We start from the raw sequence: 19,264 nt of genomic DNA on the forward strand, positions 1-19,264 counted from the left end.
GCGAGCGAGGGCGCCCCTTCGGGAGGCGCCCTTCGTCATGCCCGCCGCTCCTCCCGCAGCCGGGACGCGAGCTCGCCGTACGTCGGCCCCAGCGCGCGCAGCGCCGCGGCGGCCCGCTCGGTCCGCCCGGTCGTCACCTCGTACTGGAGGCTCCCGACGAGCTCGGACTGCCGCGCGGCGAGCGCGGCCGACGACGACAGCCCGATGCCCGACAGGCACACCGCGGCGTCGGCGAGCCGCCGCGCCCCGACGTGGATCGCGAAGTGCGCCAGGTGGCCGTGCGTCTCCTCGGGCAGGCCCTCCTCGACCATCGCGGCCAGTCGCTCGGCGGCCTCCCGGTTCCGCAGCGTCCCCGGCCGCACCGGATGGACGTGCTCGCCGGTGAGCCACGCGATCGCGGTGCCGATGGTGCTCTCGATCGCCTCGGCGGGCTCGACCTCGCGCGCCCTCGTGAAAGCGGTCCTCGCGGTGTACGACTCGCCGTAGTCGAGGGTGTCGGTGCGCCAGGCGTCCAGGAACCGCTCGATCGGCAGCGTCGCGAACGGGTGCCCGGCGGGGTCGTGGAAGCGGACCATGTCGTCGGCGACGCCGAGCGCCACCACGTAGTGGTCGCCGCCGATCGGCTCGCCGAAACCGGGCCGGTGCTCGTGCAGGCCGATCTCGACCGGGCCGACCAGGACCGGGTCGGCGGTGCGCGCGGCGCGCAGCAGCCGCTCGGCCTCGTCGCGGTCGCCCGAGGTGCGGCGGCACTCCCAGCCGAGCGCCGTGACGGCCTCGTTCAGCCCGATGCCGCCGTCCCACCCGGCGGGGTCGAAGAACGGCGCGGTCCCTCCGAGCAACTGCATGCCGAACGGCGAGCCGGTCAGCACCTCGATCACGGCCGGGCCGGGCGAATCGTCCCCCAGGACCATCGCGAGTGAGTCGGCGTAGCAGTAGGAGCCGGACCCGGTATAGGGAAAGAGCATGGTGCCTCCGTTGACGCTTGTCCGCCACGGCCCGGTATGGAACCGTTGGGGATCACCGGGCGCCGCGGCGGCGGCCCTGGATCTGGACAGACGGTACAATTTTGAATTTTCCGCCGCAAGTTTCCTGGAGCACCGCTCATGACCGCACATGACCTGTTCCTGCTCGGCGGCGTCTTCCCCGGCGCGGCCCCCGGCGGGACCCTGCGCGAACTCGTCGGCTACGCGAAGGCCGCCGAGGACGAGGGCCTCGACGGCGTGTGGGTCGCCGAGCACCACTTCATCGAGTACGGCGCCAACCCTTCGGCGACGCTCATGGCCGCGCACCTGCTCGCCGCCACCGAGCGGATCCAGGTCGGGACGGCGGTCGCGATCCTGTCGAACCGGCACCCGGTGGCGCTGGGGGAGGAGGCCGCCACGCTGGAGGCGCTGGCGCCCGGCCGCTTCCGCCTCGGCGTCGGCCGCGGCGGCCCGTGGGTCGACCTCGACGTCTTCGGCACCGGCCTGGACCGCTTCGAGCACGGCTTCGAGGAGGGGCTGCGGCTGCTGGTGCGCTGGCTGTCCGGGGAGGACGAGATCGCCCACGCCGGGGAGTTCTTCGACGTGCTGCCGGTGCGGGTCATGCCGCCGGGGAGCGGGAGGCCGGTGTGGATGGCGGCGACGAGCGAGGGCACGGCCCGCCTGGCGGCCCGGCTCGGGTTGCCGCTGCTGCTCGGCATGCACGCCGCCGACGAGGACCACGCAGCCCTCATCGGCGCGTGGCGGCACGAGGCCGAGGCGCACGGCTTCGACCCCGACCGGGCCGAGCACGTCTCGACGCACCTGGCGCAGATCGGCGGCCCGGCGGAGGCGGAGCGGCTGCGCGGCTCCCTGACCGAGCTGCTGACGCGCGGGGTCGGCCAGTACGTGAGCCTCCGGCCGGGCCGCGCCGAACGCGACCACGCGGCCTATGTGGACTGGATGATCGGCCGGCACGCCGTCGGCCCGCCCGAGCACGTCGCCGAGCGGCTGGCCGCCTCCGCCGAGAAGACCGGCGTGGCGAGGCAGCTCCTGCTCGTCGAGGGTCTCGGCGAGCCCGAAGCGGTGCGCGAGAACATCGCCGCGCTCGGCGAGGCGCTCAGTACGGCGGCGCCACCGGCGGGTACACCGGCCGGTGCCGCGGCCACGGGTCCCGCCCGCCCTGCCTGAACCACTGGTTCGCCGAGCCGGTGCACAGGCACAGCAGCGTCACGATCGGCAGGGCCAGGGCCAGCAGCGTCCCCACCACCTCGGAGCCGTCCACGGGCGAGCCCACGTACTCCTCCAGCTCGAATTGCGTGTAGAGGCCGACGAAGCCGAAGACGATGGTCCCGAGCATGACGACGATCGTCATGATCTGCGCCGAGCGCCGCCCCGCCCCGAGCTTCGCGGCGAGCACGCCGAACAGGACCGCGACGGCCGCGACGCCGAGGAGCACGGCGACCGTCAGGACCAGCAGGTTCTCGGCGCCTTCGAGCAGGTCCTCGTCGAAGCCGAGCTCGCCGACGATGCCGGTCATGAACAAGGTCACGAACGCCGTGCCGAAGCCGCAGCAGATGACGAACGAGAACTGGATCCACATGAGCGTCTGCGCCGCGGTGACGGTGCCGGGCTTGCGGTACAGCACTTCCGGGCCGTCGGCGGTCGGGGATGTCACGGGCGCTCCTTCCACGGCCGGGCGAACGCCCCAGTGTATCGGTCCGCCGCCACTCGGTCAGTGGCCGAGCGACCACTCCAAGGCGTCCAGGACGGTGCTGTCCTTGTACTCGAAGCCCTTGGCCTCCAAGACGGCCGGGCGGACGTCGGCACCGCGCAGCATCTCGACCGCGGCCTCGCCGGCGACCAGTCTCGCCGCCCAGCCGGGGATGATCCACGGCGCGGGCCGGTGCAGGACCGCGCCGAGCGCCTTGGTGAACTCCCGGTTCCTCGTCGGCGTCGGGCCGACCATGTTGACCGGCCCGTCCACGTCCGAATCGAGCAGCAGCTCGACGGCGCTCACCCAGTCGCGCAGGGAGATCCACGGGACGAACTGCCGGCCGCTGCCGAACCGGCCGCCGAGGAAGAACTTGTAGGTCGGTATCAGCCTGGCCAGCAGCTCGCTGCCCGGGCCCAGGACGTGGCCGGTGCGGAGCCTGATCACCCGTGACCCCGCCTCCTGCGCGGGGGCCGTGGCCTGCTCCCAGGCCAGGGCCGTCGTGCCGAGGTAGTCGGCCGCGGCCGGGGTGCGCTCGTCGACCGGCACGTCGGCGCGGTCGCCGTACCAGCCGGCCGCCGAGGCGTTGACCAGGAGCGGCACCTCGGCTCGGGCGACGGCCTCGGACAGGACCCCGGTGGGGACGACGCGGCTGGCGCGGATGTGCCGCTTGTAGGCCGCGTTCCAGCGCCGCCCGCCGATGGAGGCGCCGCCCAGGTTCACCACGGCGTCGACGCCATCCAAGATGGAGGGATCGAGCGGATCCCTGTAGGGGTCCCACTGGATCTCGTCGTCGTCGCGCGGGGTTCGGCGCACCAGCCTGACGATGTCGTTGCCTTCCAGCGCGCGTCGCAGCGCGCCGCCGAGGTAGCCGCTCGATCCGGCCATGACGATCCGCATGAGTCCACCTTATGGGGTGCGCGGCGGGTAATGCTCGGCATACCATTCCTGGACCTGCCTGCGCAGGTAGGGGGCCTGGAGTTCGGCGTCGGCCTGGACGGAGGCCAGTGTCTTGGAGGCGAGGGCGCGGCGCCATTCCAGCTCGGCCGCCCGCATGGCGGTGTCGACGGCGCACGGGGCGCGGAAGGCCGACTCCGGCAGCTCGGCCCAGACGCCGTTCTTGCGGATCTCGTCGCACTGGAAGGCCTCGTCGGGGCCCTCGATGGCGGCGAGGACGTCCATGAGCGTGATGTCCTCCAGGCTTCTGGCGAGCCGGAAGCCGCCGCGCTTGCCAGGGGTGGAGGCGAGGACGCCGGCGCGGACGAGCGGCTGCAACTGCTTGTTGAGGTAGGCGGGCGGCAAGCCGTATCCCGCGGCGAGCCGCGCGGTGGCCACCGGTTCGTCCACGCCCATCCAGTCCAGCAGCAGGCAGCAGTGCGCGGCCCATTCGACGCCTTCGCTGATACGCATGACCGAGAGTCTATACATCCCGATTCGATGGCATCGCCAATCGTTGTGAGGCTCGTCAAGCCACTGGCGGAATCATTCCCGGACATATAATATCTAGATAAGAAACATCCAGGAATGACAGGAGCGATCCGAATGAACACGCAAGCCGCCCCCCGGCCGCTCGTCACCCGCGCCGCCTCCGCCGAGCGGCTCGACCACGCCCAGCGCTCGGTCATGACGCTGCTGGCCGACTCCTCGCAGACCGCCGGGGCGCTGTCGGTCACCCGCTCGACCTTCCCCGACGGCGGCGACGGCGCGCCGCCGCACTTCCACGGCGGCGCGAGCGAGTCGCTGTTCGTCATCGACGGCGCGCTGCAAGTCCTCGCGGGCGAGGAGGTCGTCGTCCTCGAAGTGGGCGACTTCATCAGCCTCCCGCCGGGACTGCCCCACGCCTTCGGCGCCGCCGCCGGGGCGGACGCCGACGTCCTGGCGGTCTTCACTCCGGCCGCCGACCGCTTCGACTACTACCGGCTGCTCGCCCGAGTGGCGGCGGGCGAGGCCGACCCCGCCGAGATCGCCGCCTCGGGCGACCGCTTCGACAACCACTACGTCGACAGCCCCGCCTGGCGGAAGGCCAGGTCGTAACCGCCCGGCCGGGTTCACGGGCCGAGTCGCTCCAGGTTCAACCCGCCCAGGCGGGTCTGGAAGGCGACGCCGGCCTTGAGCCCGGCCATCACCGACTTCTGGAGCGTGTTCGCAGTCGGCAGCTCCTCCATCGGCGTGTCCGGCGTCCTGGCGAACACGAAACGCCAGATGTCGTCGTGCCCGCCCGCGTTCACGTACGTCGCCGGGCCCACCAGGTCGAACAGCTCGCCGAACTTGAGGATGTTGGACCGCTCGGGCAGCCAGTCGCGCAGCTGCGGGTCGAGCAGCCACGACGAGCACATGAACGACATCGGCTCATCCGGCCCGAACAGCTCGGGGAACCGCGCCGGGAAGAACTCGAGCGCCTGCGCCACCGAGGACCGGACCGCCTCGGGGGTGAGCGGGCCGCCCTCGCCGCGGATGTGCAGGCCCATCCGCGGCGCCGCGGCCGTCCCCTCTATGCAGAACTGGAGCCGTCCGAGCTGGTAGATCGTGCCCCGCACGTGCGCGGTGAACCAGAACGCCACGTCGAGTCCGGGACGGCCGTACATCGTCCGGTTGAGCCGCAGCTTCTCGCCGACGTCGTGGAGCAGGATCCGGGAGTAGGCCTCGCCGACGCCGATGCCGCGGTGGAAGTCGAGCATGAGCGGCACGGCCTCCAGCACCGCGTACAGCCCGAGGAAGCGCTCGGGACCGCTGCCGTCGGCCGCCGGCTTCGGCCAGCGCAGCCACAGCCGCCCGCCCATGTCGTCGGCGATCGAGCGGTGCATCCGGCCCGCCAGCGCGAGCATCTCGTCGTCGAGGCCGCGGGCGGCCTCGGCCGCCGCGAAGGCGTCCTCGGGGTCGGCGTTGCACCATTCGAGCAGGAGTTCCCGCACCCTGTCCGGGTCGGGCTTCGGCAGGGGAGGGACGGTTCCGGCCGGAGGAAGATCATCGGTCACCGGCCTATGTCACCACGGGCCGCCCCCGCGCGGCAACTCCGGGTCGGCCGCCATAGTCTGGCCGTGTGCGACGGTTGTTGACGCCCCCATGGCTCGTCCTCCACTTCTTCGCCGTGGTGCTGACGACCGGGTTCGGGCTGCTCGGCTGGTGGCAGCTGACCCGCGCCCAGAACGGGAACGCCATCAGCTGGGGCTACGCCTTCGAGTGGCCGCTGTTCGCGCTGTTCACCGTCGCGCTGTGGGTGCGCCAGATGCGCCTGGAGCTGCGCAAGGACCAGCCCGAGAAGCAGCGCCGCCGCGAGGAGCCGCCGCCGATGACCTCGCCGTTCGAGTCTTCGATCCTGAAGGCCAGGCGGACCGAATCCGACCCGAAGCAGGGGAGCACCGCATGAATGCCGCGCTGAAGCGATTCCGCATCGTCGCCTGGATCGTCGGCACCTTCCTCATCGCGCTCATGTTCGTGGCCATGCCGATGAAGTACTTCGCGGACAACGACGTGCTCGTGACGGTCATCAGCCCCATCCACGGCCTGTTCTACATGGTCTACCTGGTGCTCGGCTTCCACCTGGCCCAGCAGGCCGGCTGGAAGTTCTGGCCGCAGACCGTGGGCCTGCTGCTGGGCGGCACCGTCCCGGTCGGCTCGTTCTTCGTCGAGCGCTGGGCGCACAGGCGGATCCTCGAGGAGCATCCGCAGGCGGCGGATCCGAAGACCCGCGAGCCCGTGCACTGAGCCGAGGGGGTAGGGCCTGTCCTGTGAATCAGACCGGGCGTTATCCGGCCCATTTGCCCGCTCGCTGCGTTGTCGGGGCGCCCAGATCCAACACCGGGATCTGGGCGCCCCTTCGCCCTCTTGGCGACGCTTGCGAGCCATATCTTGGCACTGCGAGCGAACAAATGGACTCGGATACCGCCTCGCCCTGATTCACAGGACAGGCCCTAGCCGCCCTCGCCTTCGGCGGTCCGCTCGAGGTAGGAGCCGGCGACGAGGGTCTCCCAGTCGAGGTCCCACGTGGTGAAGCCGTCGCCCGGCGGCAGCGCGCGGCCGGTGTTCAGCACCACCACCGGGTCGCCCCAGCGCACGAACTCGAAGAGCCACTGCCCCATCTCGTCGGTGACGTTGATGCAGCCGTGGGAGATGTTCGAGTTGCCGAGCGCGTCCGCGGCCCACGGCGCGCCGTGGATGAACTGGCCGCTGAAGGTCAGCCGCATCGCCCACTTGACGTCGGTCTCGTAGTCGTAGAGGTCGGAGACGAACGTCGACTCCTCCTCGCGGCTCATGATGATCATCTGGCCCTCGAACGAGCGCGCGTCGTGGCCGTCGATCTCGTCGGCGCCCAGCGAGATCGGGATCGTCTGCACGATCGAGCCGTCCTGGTAGGCGCGCAGCTGCTTGGTCTCGTTGTCGGCCTCGAGCATGCGGGCCTCGGAGTCGGTGCTGAAGACCGTCTCCGCGTCGAACTCGCCGTACCTGTCCTCCCCGATCGGCAGGCCGCCGATCGCGAGCCGCACGCTGACCTGCGTGTTCGGCTGCCAGTACTCCTTGGGCCGGTACTCGAGCGCGCGGCCGGTGATCCAGTGCCACGAGCCCTCCTGGGCCGGCTCGGAGCTGACGAACAGGCGCCGCTCGACGGACTGGCGCAGGTCCTCGGGGATCTCGTAGTCGACGAAGCGGAAGGCCAGCACCGCCGCCTGGCCGACGGTGGAGTCTTGCCCGGGCAGGTAGTTCTCGATGGAGACGCGGTTGCCCGGCGAGGCGATCGTGGTGAACGTCGACTCGACGGTGACGGGGATCCCGGCCTCGTCCTCGGCGGTGACCGAGGCGGTGTAGGTGCCCTCCCATTCGAGCGGGGCGGCCGGAACCCACGTGGTCCCGTCGGGGTGCATGTCGCCCTCGACCGCGTCGCCCGCGGCGTCGGTCAGCTTGAACTCGGTGAAGGCGCCGTTCTCGACGGTCCAGGCGATCTCGGAGGCGGCCGTGGCGTCGGCGGCGCCGTCGGCGGGGGTGATGGTGACGCTCGCGGCGCTGGTGGGCTCCTCTTCGGGCTCGTCGCCCGAGCCGATGGTGCCGGTGTCGTCCGAGCAGGCGGCCAGGCCGACTGCGGCGATCCCGGCGGTCAGGGCGCCGCGCCGGGTCATGGAGGAGCGTCCGATCGTCATGCAACCACAGTACACAGTACGTGCGAGGCGCCTTCGCACTTGCCGTGTGAGCGGAGACTCAGCGAATGCTCAAGTGGACGTGGTTGGTGTGGTCCGAGGACGGGTCGCCGTAGGCGCCGGAGTAGGACCGCCACCCCGAGGAGGGGAACCAGATCTGGCGGTACCAGATGACGTACTGCACGCCCAGCTCGCTGGCGTTCTCGGTGAGCCAGGCGGCGAGGTTGTCGCCGTAGTCGTAGTCGTCGCCGCCCGCGTCGCCGCCGAAGCCGCCCGCCTGGGCGGAGAAGTCGCAGGCGCGGCCCTTGGGGTGCTCGCCCGAGCCGCCGGACCGGTAGCAGTTGACGAAGCGGGTGAAGCCGGCGATCTGGGCCTGCTCCAGCGCGTGGAGCGTGCGCGGGGTGATGCAGCCGCCGGTCGTGGGGTCGTCCTCGGTGCAGCCCTCGTACGGCAGCGTCCCGTCGGAGTTGCGGGGCGCGGACTCGGCCGCGGGGGCGTCGCTGGCGCTGGGGCCGGTGGTCGCGTCGCCGCCGGAGGCCGCCATCTCGCGGGCGGCCTCGTCGCGGGCCGCCTCCATCTCCTCGGTGAGGTTCTCCTGCTCGGCGATGTTGTCCTCGAGGGTCTGCTGCGTGGCCTCGATCTCGGCGAGGCGGTCGATGAGCTCGTTCAGCCTGTCGGCGCGCGATTCGCCGAGGAACTCGAGCATGGTCATCGCGTTGAGCGATTCGGACGGGTCGCCCGAGGCGATGAGCGCCGCCGTGGACTGGAAGTCGGAGGTGGTGTACGCGATGTAGGCGTACTCGTCGAGCTCGGCGTTGAGCGTCTCGATCTCGGCGGCCGAATCGGCCAGCTCCTGCTCGAGGTCCTCCTGCTCCTGCTGGAGGGAGGCCAGTTCGTCCTGCGCGTTGAGGTAGTCCTCGATGGCCTGGCTCAGGTTGTCCGAGGCCCCTTCCTCCTGCGCGCTGGACTGCGAGGCCGGGGCGACCAGCAGGACCACGGCGGCGATGGCGACGACGGGGAAGGAGAGAAGGCGTCGGGCCGAGTCGATCACGGCGGGGCGTGCGGCGGTACCGTTCAAAGCGGGAGGTCCTTCGGGTGCTCGAGGCCGAGTGGACGTGTCGGCGTACAGCGTAGAACGCGAATTCTGCTCGATTCATGGGGGGTCTTGAGCGCGTTCCGGTGTTCACGCACCGTAAAGGACGTGAATAGGTCTCGCTCGCCGTGGCGCCCCGGTGCGATCGGCCCCGCCCGTCGCCCCGGCCCCGGCAGTGGTATGGCCTGGGTAACTCGAGCCCGCTCGCGGTGCGTACCGCGAGGTAGGATGGTTCGAAATTGAACCGCTCGCGATCCGCCCGGGCCGCCGGGCCGTGACAGGGACGAAAGGGGGTCGGGAATGAGCGCCGGAGACTTCGAGAGCCGCTGGCTGTCTCCTGAGGTGAACGCCGTCTGGACGCAGTTCCTGACCGTCACCCACCGGCTGGAGCAGCGGATCGAGCGCCGCCTTCAGGAGCACCACGGCATCTCCCACACCCAGTACGAGATCATGGTCCGCCTCGCCGACGCCGACGGGGACCACCTGCGCATGAGCGAGCTGGCCGAGCGCATCGTCACCGCCAAGAGCGCCGTCACCTACCAGGCCAAGCGGCTCGCCGACATGGGCCTGGTCGAGACCCACAAATGCGACCATGACAACCGCGCCACCTGGGTCACCCTCACCGCCGCCGGGCGCGGGCGCCTGGAAGAGGCCGGGCCGTGCATCCTCTCGCTCGTGCGCGAGGTCTTCCTCGACTCCCTCGACTGCGACCAGGCCACCGCGCTCACCAAGATCCTCGGCACGCTCTCGGCCAACCTCGACGACGCCGAACGGCCGGTCAAGACGCAGTGATCATTTCCCGGCCCGTCCTGCGGTGTAGGGTCAGGCCGTGTCAACCTTTCCGAGGCCCGAGGACACCAGGCCCTACCGGGTCGCCGACCTCGCCGACCTGATTCCCGCAGCCGAGGACTCCGAGCTCACCGTCACCGGCGTGAGCCTCGCGGCCGCGCTCGTCGAACCCGGCGACCTGTTCGCGGCGCTGCCCGGCTCCAGGCGCCACGGCGCCGAGTTCACCGAGCAGGCCGCCGACCGCGGCGCGGTGTGCGTCCTCACCGACGCCCGAGGCGCCGAGCTCGTCGCCGGACGCCTGCCGGTCCTGGTCGCCGACGAGCCCCGAGAGCTCACCGGCGGCATCGCCGCCCGCGTCTGGGGCGACCCGTCCCGGCACCTCAACCTCATCGGCATCACCGGCACCAACGGCAAGACCTCCACGGCCTACCTCGTCGAGGCCGGCCTCACCCGCGCCGGGCGCACCACCGGCATCATCGGCACCGTCGAGACCCGCATCGCCGACCAGGTCATCCGCTCCGAGCGCACCACCCCCGAGGCCCCCGAACTCCAGGCGCTCCTGGCCGTCGCGCTCGAACGCGGCGTCACCGACGTGGTCATGGAGGTCTCCAGCCACGCCCTCGCGCTCGGCAGGGTCGCCGGCTGCCGCTTCGCCGCCGCCGGGTACACCATGTTCGGCACCGACCACCTCGACTTCCACGCCGACCTCGACGACTACTTCAACGCCAAGGCCAAGCTGTTCGACGGGCGCGCCGAGACCGAGATCCTCAACGCCGACGACGAGCGCGTCGCCATCCTCGCGGGCCGGGGAACCCTCCTGTTCTCCCTGCGCGACCCCGAAGCCGACTACTACGCCCACGACATCGCCGCCGACGGCTTCACACAGACGTTCCAACTGCGCGGCCCCCACGGCGAGGCCAAGGGCCGGGTCAACATGCCCGGCCGCCACAACGTCGCCAACGCCGCCCTCGCCGCCGCCCTCCTCGAAGCGGCCGGCGTCGACCTCGCCGACGGACTCGCCGGGATCGCCTCCTGCCGCGGCGTGCCCGGCCGCATGGAACTCGTCTCCGGCTCGGCCCCGGTGCGCGGCGTCGTCGACTACGCCCACAAGCCCGAGGCGATCACCGCCGTCCTCGACTCCCTGCGGGAGTCGACCCCCGGCAAGGTCATCGCGATCCTCGGCGCCGGCGGCGACCGCGACCGGTCCAAGCGCCCGCTCATGGGCGCCGCGGCGGCCCGGGGAGCCGACCTCGTCGTCGTCACCGACGACAACCCGCGCACCGAAGACCCCGCGCGCATCCGCGACGAGGTGGCCGCCGCCGTGCGAGGCGTGCCCTGCCGTAATATTCCGGGGCGGGAACTCGCCGTGCGCGAAGCCGCGAACGCGGCCGCTCCCGGCGACACCATCGCCTTGCTGGGCAAGGGCCACGAGACGGTCATCGAGACCGCCGAAGGCCCGGTGGAGAGCGACGACCGCGAGCTCCTCGCCAGAGCGCTGCGCGAAGTCGGCTGGGCCGCATCCGCGCCCGCATAGCACTCACCGAATCGAACAGGAGGAGCCGCCGCGTGATCCCCATGAGCCTGGCCGAGATCGCCACCGCCGCCGAAGGCAGACTGAGCGAGACGGCGGACCCGGAGGCGGTCGTCACCGGCGGGATCGAGCACGACTCCCGCAAAGTCGGACCGGGCGGCCTGTTCCTGGCCCTCCCCGGCGAGAAGGTCGACGGGCACGACTTCGCTCCCAAGGCCGAGGCCCAGGGCGCGGTGGCGACCATCGCCACCCGCCCGATCGACTCCCCGGCCGTCTACGTCGACGAAGGCCTGCGCGCCCTCGCCGGCATCGCCCGCGAAACCGCCCGCCGCAGCGAGGCCACCGTCGTGGGCGTCACCGGCTCCAACGGCAAGACCTCCACCAAGGACCTCATCGGACACCTGTGCGCGAGCCTCGGGCCCACCGTCGCCACCGAAGGCAACTTCAACAACGAACTGGGCCACCCCTACACCGTCTGCCGCCTCGCGCCCGACACCCGCTACCTCGTACTCGAACTCGCCGCGCGCGGCATCGGACACATCACCGAGCTGTGCGAGATCGCCCCGCCGCACATCGGGGCCGTGCTCAACGTCGGCATCTCCCACCTCGACGGCTTCGGCTCCATCGAGACCACCGCCGAGGCCAAGAGCGAACTGCCGCGCTTCCTCGCCCCCGAGGGCACCGCCGTCCTCAACGCCGACGACCCCCGCGTCGCGGCCATGGCCGAGCGGACCCGCGCGCAGGTGCTCACCTTCGGCGTCCAGAACCCCGCCGACATCGCCGCCGCCGACGTCGAAGCCGGCGACGGCCGCCACCGCTTCACCCTGCGCACCCCCGACGGCGACGCCCCCGTCCGGCTGCGGCTGTGGGGCGGCCACCACGTCCACAACGCGCTCGCCGCCGCCGCCGTCGCCTGGCGGCTCGGCGCGAGCCCCGACCACATCGCCGAGCAACTCTCCGAAGCCGGACGCAAGTCCGAGCGCCGGATGGACGTCTTCACCCTCCCCGACGGCACCACCGTCATCGACGACTCCTACAACGCCAACCCCGCCTCGATGGGCGCCGCCATCCGCGCCCTCGGCCAGCTCCCCACGGCCGGGCGCCGCATCGCGGTCCTCGGCCTCATGGCCGACCTCGAGGAACTCAGCGACGAATGCCACCGCCGCGCGGGGGAGCAGGCCGCTGAAGCCGGCGTCGACGAACTCATCGCGATCGGCGACGGCACCGAACCGATCGTTGAAGGCGCAGCCGGAAACGATCATGAGCACAGCATCGACGGCGCCAACGGAGTCGTCGCAACCCACGTACCCGACCAGACCGCGGCGATCGAACTGCTGCGGACCCGGCTGCGCTCCGGCGACAGCGTCCTGGTGAAAGGCTCCCGCCACCGCACCTGGGACGTCGCCGATCATCTGCGCGCCAAGGAGGACAACGACCAGTGAGAGCCGTAATCATCGCCGCGTTCGTGGCGTTCGCGCTCACCATGGCGCTCACCCCTGTCGCGGCCAGGGCCTTCCGCAGGCTCAAGGCCGGACAGCCCATCCGAACCGACGGCCCCCAGACCCACCTCACCAAGGCCGGCACCCCCACCATGGGCGGCGTCGTCTTCATCTTCACCACCGTCGTCGCCTACATCGTCGGCCACCTCGTCCTCATGGCGCTCCCCGAGGCCGACACCGAGGCGTTCTCCCGGCCGACCAACTTCACCGCCACCGGACTCGTCCTCATCGGACTGTTCGTGACCTGCGGTTTCGTCGGCTTCATCGACGACTGGCTCAAGATCCGCAAGAAGCACTCCGGCGGCATCTCCGGCAAGATGAAGATGCTCGGCCTCACCATCGCCGCCGCCATCTTCGGCGTCATCGCCCTCTACTACACCGGCTCGGTCGACGACCCCGCCATATCCGACACCGTCGCCACCCCGTACCTGTCCTTCACCCAGGACATCGACTGGCTGCCGCTGACCAACATCGGCGCCGTCGTCCTCTTCGTCTTCGTCGTCAACGCCACCGCCAACGGCGTCAACCTCACCGACGGCCTCGACGGCCTCGCCACCGGCGCGTCCATGATGGCCTTCGCCGCCTACCTCATCATCGGCTTCTGGCAGTACCGCCACTGGTGCGGCGGCGCCGGAGAGGCGCTCTCCGCGAACTACTGCTACGACGTCCGCGACCCCCTCGAGATCGCGCTCATCGCGGGAGCCGCCGCCGGAGCCATGTTCGGCTTCCTGTGGTGGAACACCTCGCCGGCGAAGATCTTCATGGGCGACTCCGGGGCCCTCGGCCTCGGCGGCCTCATCGGCGGACTCGCGCTCGCCTCCAAGACGATCCTGCTGCTGCCGATCATCGGCGCCCTGTTCGTCATCATCACCTTCAGCGTCATGGTCCAGATCACCTCGTTCAAGCTGACCGGCCGCCGCGTCTTCCGCATGGCGCCGCTCCAGCACCACTTCGAACTCGCCGGATGGTCCGAGGTCAACATCGTCGTCCGCTTCTGGATCATCGCCGGCATCGGCATGGGCATCGGCCTGGGCTTCTTCTTCGCCGACTTCCTCAGAGTCGCCGGGTAGGGGGATGGAGATGGCCGACCGATTCCTCGTCGCCGGAGCACGGGTCGCCGGGACCGCCTGCGCCGAGGCCCTCCTCGCGCAGGGCAAGGCCGTCACCGTCTACGACCGCGACGACTCCGAGCGGCTCGCCGCGCTCGCCGCGCTCGGCGCCCGGACCGTCGCCGCCGAGGACTTCGACCCCGCGCTGCTCGACGACGTCGACGAGGTCGTGCTCTCGCCGGGCTTTCCGCCCCACCACCCGGTCGCCGTCGCCGCCCGCGAACGCGGGCTCGAGACCTACTCCGAGCCCGAGCTCGCCTGGCGGCTGCGCGAACCGGGCGCCCCGCGCTGGCTGGCCGTCACCGGCACCAACGGCAAGACCACGACCACCACCATGCTCGCGGCGATGCTCAGGGCCGGCGGGCTGCGCAGCGCCGCCCTCGGCAACATCGGCGAACCGCTCGTGTTCGCCGCGAACGGTCCCTACGACGTCCTCGCCGTCGAGCTGTCCAGCCAGCAGCTCCACTGGTCGAAGCTGCTGGCCCCCGAGGCCGGGGCGATCCTCAACCTCGCCGCCGACCACCTCTCCTGGCACGGCGGCTACGACGCCTACGCCGAAGCGAAGACCGCGATCTGGCGCGGCGGCACCGCGATCGTCAACCTCGACGACCCCCACGTCACCGCCCTCGCCGAGCAGTCCACCGCCGAGACGATCGGCTTCACCCTCGCCGAGCCCGAACCGGGCCAGTTCGGCGTAGTCGCAGACAAGCCGAACCGAGGGCGCAGCGGCGTCGCCCTCGGCCACCTCGTCGACTACACCGGCGGCCGCCCGGTGCGGATCTGCCGGGCCGACGAGGTGCGGCCCGCCGGGGACCACAACGTCGCCAACGCCCTCGCCGCCGCCGCGCTGGCCTCGCGGGTGGGCGTCGGCCCCGAGGACATCGCCCGCGCGATCCGCGAATACGAGCCCGAACCGCACCGCAACGTCACCGTCGCCGCTTCCGGCGGCATCACCTGGGTGGACGACTCCAAGGCCACCAACCCGCACGCCGCCGCCGCCGCGCTCGCCGCCTACGACTCCGTCGTCTGGATCGCCGGAGGCCAGCTCAAAGGCGTCGACATCGACGAGCTCGTCGCCCGCTTCGCCACGAAACTGCGCGGCGCGATCCTCATCGGCCAGGACCGGGCCCAGATCGCCGACGCGCTGGCGCGACACGCCCCCGGCCTCCCCGTCACCGTCCTCGACGGCGGGGACGATGCGGTCATGACCGACGTCGCGGCCCGCGCGGCCGAACTCGCCGAAGCCGGAGACACCGTCCTGCTGTCCCCGGCCGCGGCCTCCTACGACATGTTCGGCTCCTACGCCCACCGCGGGGACGCCTTCACCGCCGCCGTCAGGCAGACTCTCGGTATGGACGACCCGAGCGAGACCTCGTGAGGTCCGGCTTCACCGAGACGCTCCGAGGCCTGCTCGACCGACCGCTGGCCTCGTACTACCTGCTGCTGTCCTCCAGCGCGCTCCTGCTCACCATCGGCCTGGTCATGGTCTTCTCCGCGACCATGGTCGAGTCCTACTCCGAGAACGGCGACGCCTTCGCCATCGTCGTCCGGCAGGCCACGTGGGCGCTGGTCGGCCTGGTCGGCTTCTGGATCGCCCAGCGCCTCCCGGCCCGCACCTACCGCAGCGTCTCCCGGCCGCTGCTCGTCTTCTCGGTGATCCTCGGCCTGATCTTGCTCGCCCCGAACTTCGGGAACTCGGTCGTCGGCACCGACGACCTGTGGATCCACCTCGGGCCCGTCCAGTTCCAGCCCGGCGAGCTCGCCAAGTTCGCGCTGCTGCTGTGGGTGGCCGACTCGCTGGTGCGCCTCGGCCCGCGCATCGCCTCCTGGCGGGACCTCGCCGTCCCGCTGTTCCCCATCGCGGGCCTGTCGATGATCATCATCGGCTACTCCGACTTGGGCACCATGCTCATCATCGTCGCCATGTTCATCGGCCTGCTGTGGTCGGCCGGGGTGCCGATGCGCATCCTCGGCACCCTCTTCGCCATCGCCCTCGCCGGATCGGCCCTCCTCATCGCCTTCGAGGGCTACCGCATGGAGCGCATCGTCTCCTTCAACCGCCCCGAGGACTTCGCCGACGGCTGGGGCTACCAGGCCATCCAGGGCTACTACGCGATCGCCGACGGCGGCTGGTTCGGCGTCGGCCTCGGCGAGAGCCGCCAGAAGTGGGAATGGCTCCCCAACGGCCACAACGACTTCATCTTCGCGCTCATCGCCGAGGAACTCGGCGTCGTCGGCTGCCTGGTGATCCTGGCGCTGTTCGGCGTCCTCGTCTACACCGGCTTCCGCATCGCGCGCCGCTCGGCGGACCCGTTCCGCAAGCTCGTGGCGGCCGGCGTCACGATGTGGCTGGCCGGCCAGGCGTTCATCAACATCGGCGGCGTCCTCGGCCTCATCCCCATCACCGGGGTCCCGCTGCCGTTCATCTCCGACGGCGGCACGGCGCTGGTCGTCGTGCTCGCCGCCGTCGGGATGCTCGCCGGCTTCGCGCGTGCCGAACCCGACGCCGCCGTGGCACTGCGGGCGCGCAATCCGTCCCGTCTCGTACGATTCCTGTGGGCACCCCTGCCTCCAGCGCCCGCCGGCGCCGAGAGCGGCTCCTCGTCCAAGCAGACCAGCGGGAGCAGGACTCCCTCCGGCTGATCGGGCGAGCAACCCCGAGTCCGACACCGTCCCTTCGACCAGAAAGCCTTGAAGTTGCCTCAGCTACGATCGGCCGTCCTCGCCGGAGGCGGCACCGGCGGCCACATCTACCCGCTCCTGGCGTACGCCGACTGCCTGCGCCGCCACGACCCCGGCATCCGCATCACCTGCCTCGGCACCGAGAAGGGCCTGGAGAACGAGCTCATCCCCAAGGCCGGCTACGAGCTGCGCAACGTCCCCGCGCACCAGCTGCCGCGCAAGGTCAACGTCGACCTGCTGCTGACCGCGCCGCGCATGCTCAAGGCCATGAAGGCGACCCGTGCGATCCTCGACGAGGTGCAGGCCGACGTCGTGGTCGGTTTCGGCGGCTACGTCGCCGTCCCCGCCTACCTCGCCGCCTGGCGCCGCAAGACCCCCATGGTCATCTTCGAGTTCAACGACCCGCCCGGGGTCGCCAACAAGCTCGCCTTGAAGTTCAGCGACAACCTCGCGCTCGGCTTCCCGCACCTGCCGCAGACGTCGCCGCTGCTGGCCGACGGCACCATCACCGGCGTGCCGCTGCGCCCGGCGATCTCCCGGCTCGACCGGGCCGCCCGCCGCGCCGAGGCCTGCGCCCGCTTCGGGCTCGACCCGAACCGGCCCGTCCTGTTCGTGTACGGCGGCTCCCAGGGCGCGAACTCCATCAACCAGGCCGTCTCGGGGGCCGCCCACGCGCTCACCCACCGCGGCATCCAGGTCCTGCACATCATCGGCGCCCGCCGCGAGGAACCGGTCCACGTGCCGGACGGCCTGCCGGTCGCCTACCGGACGCTGCCCTATCTCAACGAGATGGAGCTCGGCTACGCCGCCGCCGACATGGTCATGGGCCGCGGCGGCTCCATGACCGTCGCCGAGGTGACCGCGCTGGGCCTGCCGACCGTGTTCGTGCCGATGCCGTGGGGCAACAAGGAGCAGTACCGCACCGCCGGGCCCGTCGTGGCCGCCGGCGGCGCGATCTTCTGCGACGACGAGAACCTCAACCCCTCGTGGATCGAGGCCAACCTCGTCCCGCTCATCACCGACCGTGCGAGACTGGCGGCGATGGCCCAAGCCTCCGCGGGCTTCGGACGCCGCGACGGCGACGAGGCCCTGAGGCAGTTCACTCTGAAAGCCGTGAACGTATGAAGCACAGCACTCTGAAAGCCATGAACCCATGAAGCACAGCACTCTGAAAGCCGTGAACTCATGAAGCACAGCACGTTGAAGGCCGTGGGCGCATGAGCGGGCAGAGCACGTTGAAGGCGGTTGCGCGATGACGAACGACCCGAACGACCTGTCCTCCCCGATCGACGAGGGGACGACCGCCGAGGACCTCGGCCGCACGCTGTTCATCGGCGTCGGCGGCGTCGGCATGAACGGCCTGACCCGCCTGTACGCGACCCGCGGCCTCGAGGTCGCCGGCTCGGAGACCAAGGACTGGCCGAACCTGCCCGAGCTCGAGCGCCTCGGCGTGGTCCTCCACCGCGAGCACCGCGAGTCGAACCTCGACGGGGTCGACACGGTGGTCCGCTCGACGGCGCACAACGACCAGCACCTCGAAGTGGTCGAGGCCCGCCGCCGCGGCATCCCGGTCCTGCACCGCTCCGAGGCCCTGGCCGCCGCCATGACCGGCCGCCGCTCGGTGGTCGTCACCGGCACCCACGGCAAGACCACCACCACCGCGATCATCGTCCAGATGCTCGAGCACGCCGGGAAGGCCCCGTCGTACGTCAACGGCGGCGAGACCATCGGCTCGTTCAACGGCGCGCACGGCGGCGGCGAGCACTTCGTGGCCGAGGCCGACGAGTCCGACCGCTCGTTCCTGCGCTACCGGCCCGAGATCGGCGTGGTCACCAACATCGACCTCGACCACCTGAACACCTACGGCGACATGGCGTCGCTGACCGAGGCGTTCGAGCGGTTCTGCCGCAACACGAGCAAGGACGGCCTGCTGGTGCTGTGCGCGGACGACGCGCGCACCGCCGCCCTGGCCGAGCAGTTCCGCGGCGAGGGCCGCACCGTCGCCACCTACGGCTGCTCGGACGGGGCCGACATCCAGATCGGCGAGATCGAGTCCCACAAGGACGGCGTTGACTACACGGTCCTGCTCCACGGCCAGGAGCTCGGCCGCTTCCACCTGCCGATGCCCGGGGCGCACATCGCGCTGAACTCGGGCGCGGCGATCGCCGTCGGCCTGCACGTCGGGCTCGAGGCCGACGAGATCGCGAAGGGCCTCGCCGCCTTCGGCGGCGTCAAGCGCCGCTTCGAGAAGCGCGGCGAGGTGGACGGCTTCGGCGTCTACGACGAGTACGCCTACCACCCGACGGCGATGACCGCGGCGATCAAGACCCTCAAGGAGGTGGCCGCGCCGGGCCGCCTGATCGTGGTGTTCATGCCGCTGCGGGTCTACCGCACCATCGAGCTGCGCTCCGAGCTGGCCGAGGCGCTCTCGCTCGCCGACCGGGTCGTGGTCATGGAGATCTTCGCCCCCGGCGAGGCGATCCCCGAAGGCGAGGGCGCTGTGAGGCTCGCCGAGGCCGTCGACCTGCCCGAAGAGGACAAGGTCTTCGTCCCCGAATGGGACGACGTCCCGGCCGCGGTCAAGGCCCTCGCCGCCGAAGGCGACGTGGTGGTGACGATGGGCGCCCCGCCGATCTCCCTCATGCCCGACGACATCCTCCGCTGAGCCGCCCCGGGCCGCGACCGGTCTCCGGTCACGGCCCGGGCACGTCTCCGTCGCAATACCGCTGTGCGGGCGTCGCTCGGCACCGCACCGGGGT

General features: G+C 71.2%; 19 protein-coding genes. 12 read left to right on the plus strand and 7 right to left on the minus strand.

Annotated elements, in window-relative coordinates; translation table 11 throughout:
• Nucleotides 1-35: 35 nt before the first annotated feature.
• The gene (locus YWW_RS0105545; RefSeq protein WP_026929339.1) at nucleotides 36-965 is read right to left on the minus strand and encodes a hypothetical protein; all 930 of its coding nucleotides are present in this window, start codon (nucleotides 963-965) and stop codon (nucleotides 36-38) included.
• Nucleotides 966-1,103: 138 nt separating this feature from the next.
• Between YWW_RS0105545 and YWW_RS28490 the strand changes: the two genes are divergently transcribed.
• The gene (locus YWW_RS28490) at nucleotides 1,104-2,150 is read left to right on the plus strand and encodes an LLM class flavin-dependent oxidoreductase (protein WP_051325416.1); all 1,047 of its coding nucleotides are present in this window, start codon (nucleotides 1,104-1,106) and stop codon (nucleotides 2,148-2,150) included.
• On the opposite strand, the gene YWW_RS0105555 is transcribed toward YWW_RS28490, so the two are convergent.
• The 3 genes from YWW_RS0105555 to YWW_RS0105565 are packed head-to-tail and all read right to left on the minus strand — an operon-like array spanning nucleotide 2,080 to nucleotide 4,083.
• Nucleotides 2,080-2,637 carry a hypothetical protein gene (locus tag YWW_RS0105555; protein WP_026929340.1) on the minus strand — a complete coding sequence of 186 codons (558 nt, stop codon included), beginning with the start codon at nucleotides 2,635-2,637 and terminating at the stop codon, nucleotides 2,080-2,082. The genes YWW_RS28490 and YWW_RS0105555 overlap by 71 nt on opposite strands.
• 57 nt (nucleotides 2,638-2,694) lie before the next feature.
• A complete protein-coding gene (locus tag YWW_RS0105560) occupies nucleotides 2,695-3,573 on the minus strand; it encodes a TIGR01777 family oxidoreductase (RefSeq protein ID WP_026929341.1) in 879 nt (292 codons plus the stop codon).
• 9 nt (nucleotides 3,574-3,582) lie between these two features.
• Nucleotides 3,583-4,083, minus strand: a complete 501-nt coding sequence (locus YWW_RS0105565) for an RrF2 family transcriptional regulator (RefSeq protein ID WP_026929342.1) — start codon at nucleotides 4,081-4,083, stop codon at nucleotides 3,583-3,585.
• A gap of 132 nt (nucleotides 4,084-4,215) precedes the next feature.
• Between YWW_RS0105565 and YWW_RS0105570 the strand changes: the two genes are divergently transcribed.
• A complete protein-coding gene (locus YWW_RS0105570) occupies nucleotides 4,216-4,707 on the plus strand; it encodes a cupin domain-containing protein (RefSeq protein ID WP_035699375.1) in 492 nt (163 codons plus the stop codon).
• 14 nt (nucleotides 4,708-4,721) lie between these two features.
• Here the strand turns inward: YWW_RS0105570 and YWW_RS28495 are convergent, their stop codons facing one another.
• Nucleotides 4,722-5,648, minus strand: a complete 927-nt coding sequence (locus YWW_RS28495) for an acyltransferase domain-containing protein (protein ID WP_155829947.1) — start codon at nucleotides 5,646-5,648, stop codon at nucleotides 4,722-4,724.
• Between the two features lie 65 nt (nucleotides 5,649-5,713).
• Between YWW_RS28495 and YWW_RS28500 the strand changes: the two genes are divergently transcribed.
• A complete protein-coding gene (locus tag YWW_RS28500) occupies nucleotides 5,714-6,040 on the plus strand; it encodes an SURF1 family protein (protein WP_155829949.1) in 327 nt (108 codons plus the stop codon).
• On the plus strand, nucleotides 6,037-6,378 hold the full coding sequence (locus tag YWW_RS0105585) for a DUF3817 domain-containing protein (protein WP_026929344.1): 342 nt from the start codon (nucleotides 6,037-6,039) through the stop codon (nucleotides 6,376-6,378). The genes YWW_RS28500 and YWW_RS0105585 overlap by 4 nt, the downstream gene beginning before the upstream one ends.
• A 206-nt stretch (nucleotides 6,379-6,584) precedes the next feature.
• Here YWW_RS0105585 and YWW_RS0105590 read toward each other — a convergent pair whose 3' ends face one another.
• Together YWW_RS0105590 and YWW_RS28505 are read right to left on the minus strand one after the other, a co-directional pair.
• The gene (locus YWW_RS0105590; protein WP_051325419.1) at nucleotides 6,585-7,805 is read right to left on the minus strand and encodes a L,D-transpeptidase; all 1,221 of its coding nucleotides are present in this window, start codon (nucleotides 7,803-7,805) and stop codon (nucleotides 6,585-6,587) included.
• A 58-nt stretch (nucleotides 7,806-7,863) separates the two neighbouring features.
• The gene (locus tag YWW_RS28505) at nucleotides 7,864-8,880 is read right to left on the minus strand and encodes a VldE C-terminal domain-containing protein (RefSeq protein ID WP_155829951.1); all 1,017 of its coding nucleotides are present in this window, start codon (nucleotides 8,878-8,880) and stop codon (nucleotides 7,864-7,866) included.
• Between the two features lie 315 nt (nucleotides 8,881-9,195).
• Here YWW_RS28505 and YWW_RS0105600 point away from each other — a divergent pair, with 315 nt between their 5' ends.
• The 8 genes from YWW_RS0105600 to murC all read left to right on the plus strand — a co-directional run bounded on the left by YWW_RS0105600 (nucleotide 9,196) and on the right by murC (nucleotide 19,170).
• Nucleotides 9,196-9,687 carry a MarR family winged helix-turn-helix transcriptional regulator gene (locus tag YWW_RS0105600; protein WP_035699382.1) on the plus strand — a complete coding sequence of 164 codons (492 nt, stop codon included), beginning with the start codon at nucleotides 9,196-9,198 and terminating at the stop codon, nucleotides 9,685-9,687.
• Nucleotides 9,688-9,724: 37 nt separating this feature from the next.
• A complete protein-coding gene (locus tag YWW_RS0105605) occupies nucleotides 9,725-11,218 on the plus strand; it encodes a UDP-N-acetylmuramoyl-L-alanyl-D-glutamate--2,6-diaminopimelate ligase (protein ID WP_026929347.1) in 1,494 nt (497 codons plus the stop codon).
• Between the two features lie 32 nt (nucleotides 11,219-11,250).
• Nucleotides 11,251-12,657: a UDP-N-acetylmuramoyl-tripeptide--D-alanyl-D-alanine ligase gene (locus tag YWW_RS0105610; RefSeq protein ID WP_026929348.1), complete on the plus strand. Its 1,407-nt coding sequence runs from the start codon at nucleotides 11,251-11,253 to the stop codon at nucleotides 12,655-12,657.
• The gene (mraY, locus tag YWW_RS0105615) at nucleotides 12,654-13,784 is read left to right on the plus strand and encodes a phospho-N-acetylmuramoyl-pentapeptide-transferase (RefSeq protein ID WP_026929349.1); all 1,131 of its coding nucleotides are present in this window, start codon (nucleotides 12,654-12,656) and stop codon (nucleotides 13,782-13,784) included. The genes YWW_RS0105610 and mraY overlap by 4 nt, the downstream gene beginning before the upstream one ends.
• A gap of 10 nt (nucleotides 13,785-13,794) precedes the next feature.
• Nucleotides 13,795-15,201: a UDP-N-acetylmuramoyl-L-alanine--D-glutamate ligase gene (murD, locus tag YWW_RS0105620; protein ID WP_155829953.1), complete on the plus strand. Its 1,407-nt coding sequence runs from the start codon at nucleotides 13,795-13,797 to the stop codon at nucleotides 15,199-15,201.
• Complete coding sequence (gene ftsW / locus YWW_RS28510; protein WP_035699383.1) at nucleotides 15,198-16,466, plus strand: putative lipid II flippase FtsW; 1,269 nt, start codon at nucleotides 15,198-15,200, stop codon at nucleotides 16,464-16,466. Before murD ends, ftsW begins: the two co-directional genes overlap by 4 nt.
• Before the next feature lie 54 nt (nucleotides 16,467-16,520).
• A complete protein-coding gene (locus tag YWW_RS0105630) occupies nucleotides 16,521-17,630 on the plus strand; it encodes a UDP-N-acetylglucosamine--N-acetylmuramyl-(pentapeptide) pyrophosphoryl-undecaprenol N-acetylglucosamine transferase (RefSeq protein WP_026929351.1) in 1,110 nt (369 codons plus the stop codon).
• Between the two features lie 127 nt (nucleotides 17,631-17,757).
• A complete protein-coding gene (gene murC / locus YWW_RS0105635; RefSeq protein WP_026929352.1) occupies nucleotides 17,758-19,170 on the plus strand; it encodes a UDP-N-acetylmuramate--L-alanine ligase in 1,413 nt (470 codons plus the stop codon).
• Nucleotides 19,171-19,264: the final 94 nt, after the last annotated feature.

Source organism: Glycomyces tenuis DSM 44171, from assembly GCF_000427885.1.
GTDB lineage: Bacteria > Actinomycetota > Actinomycetes > Mycobacteriales > Micromonosporaceae > Glycomyces > Glycomyces tenuis.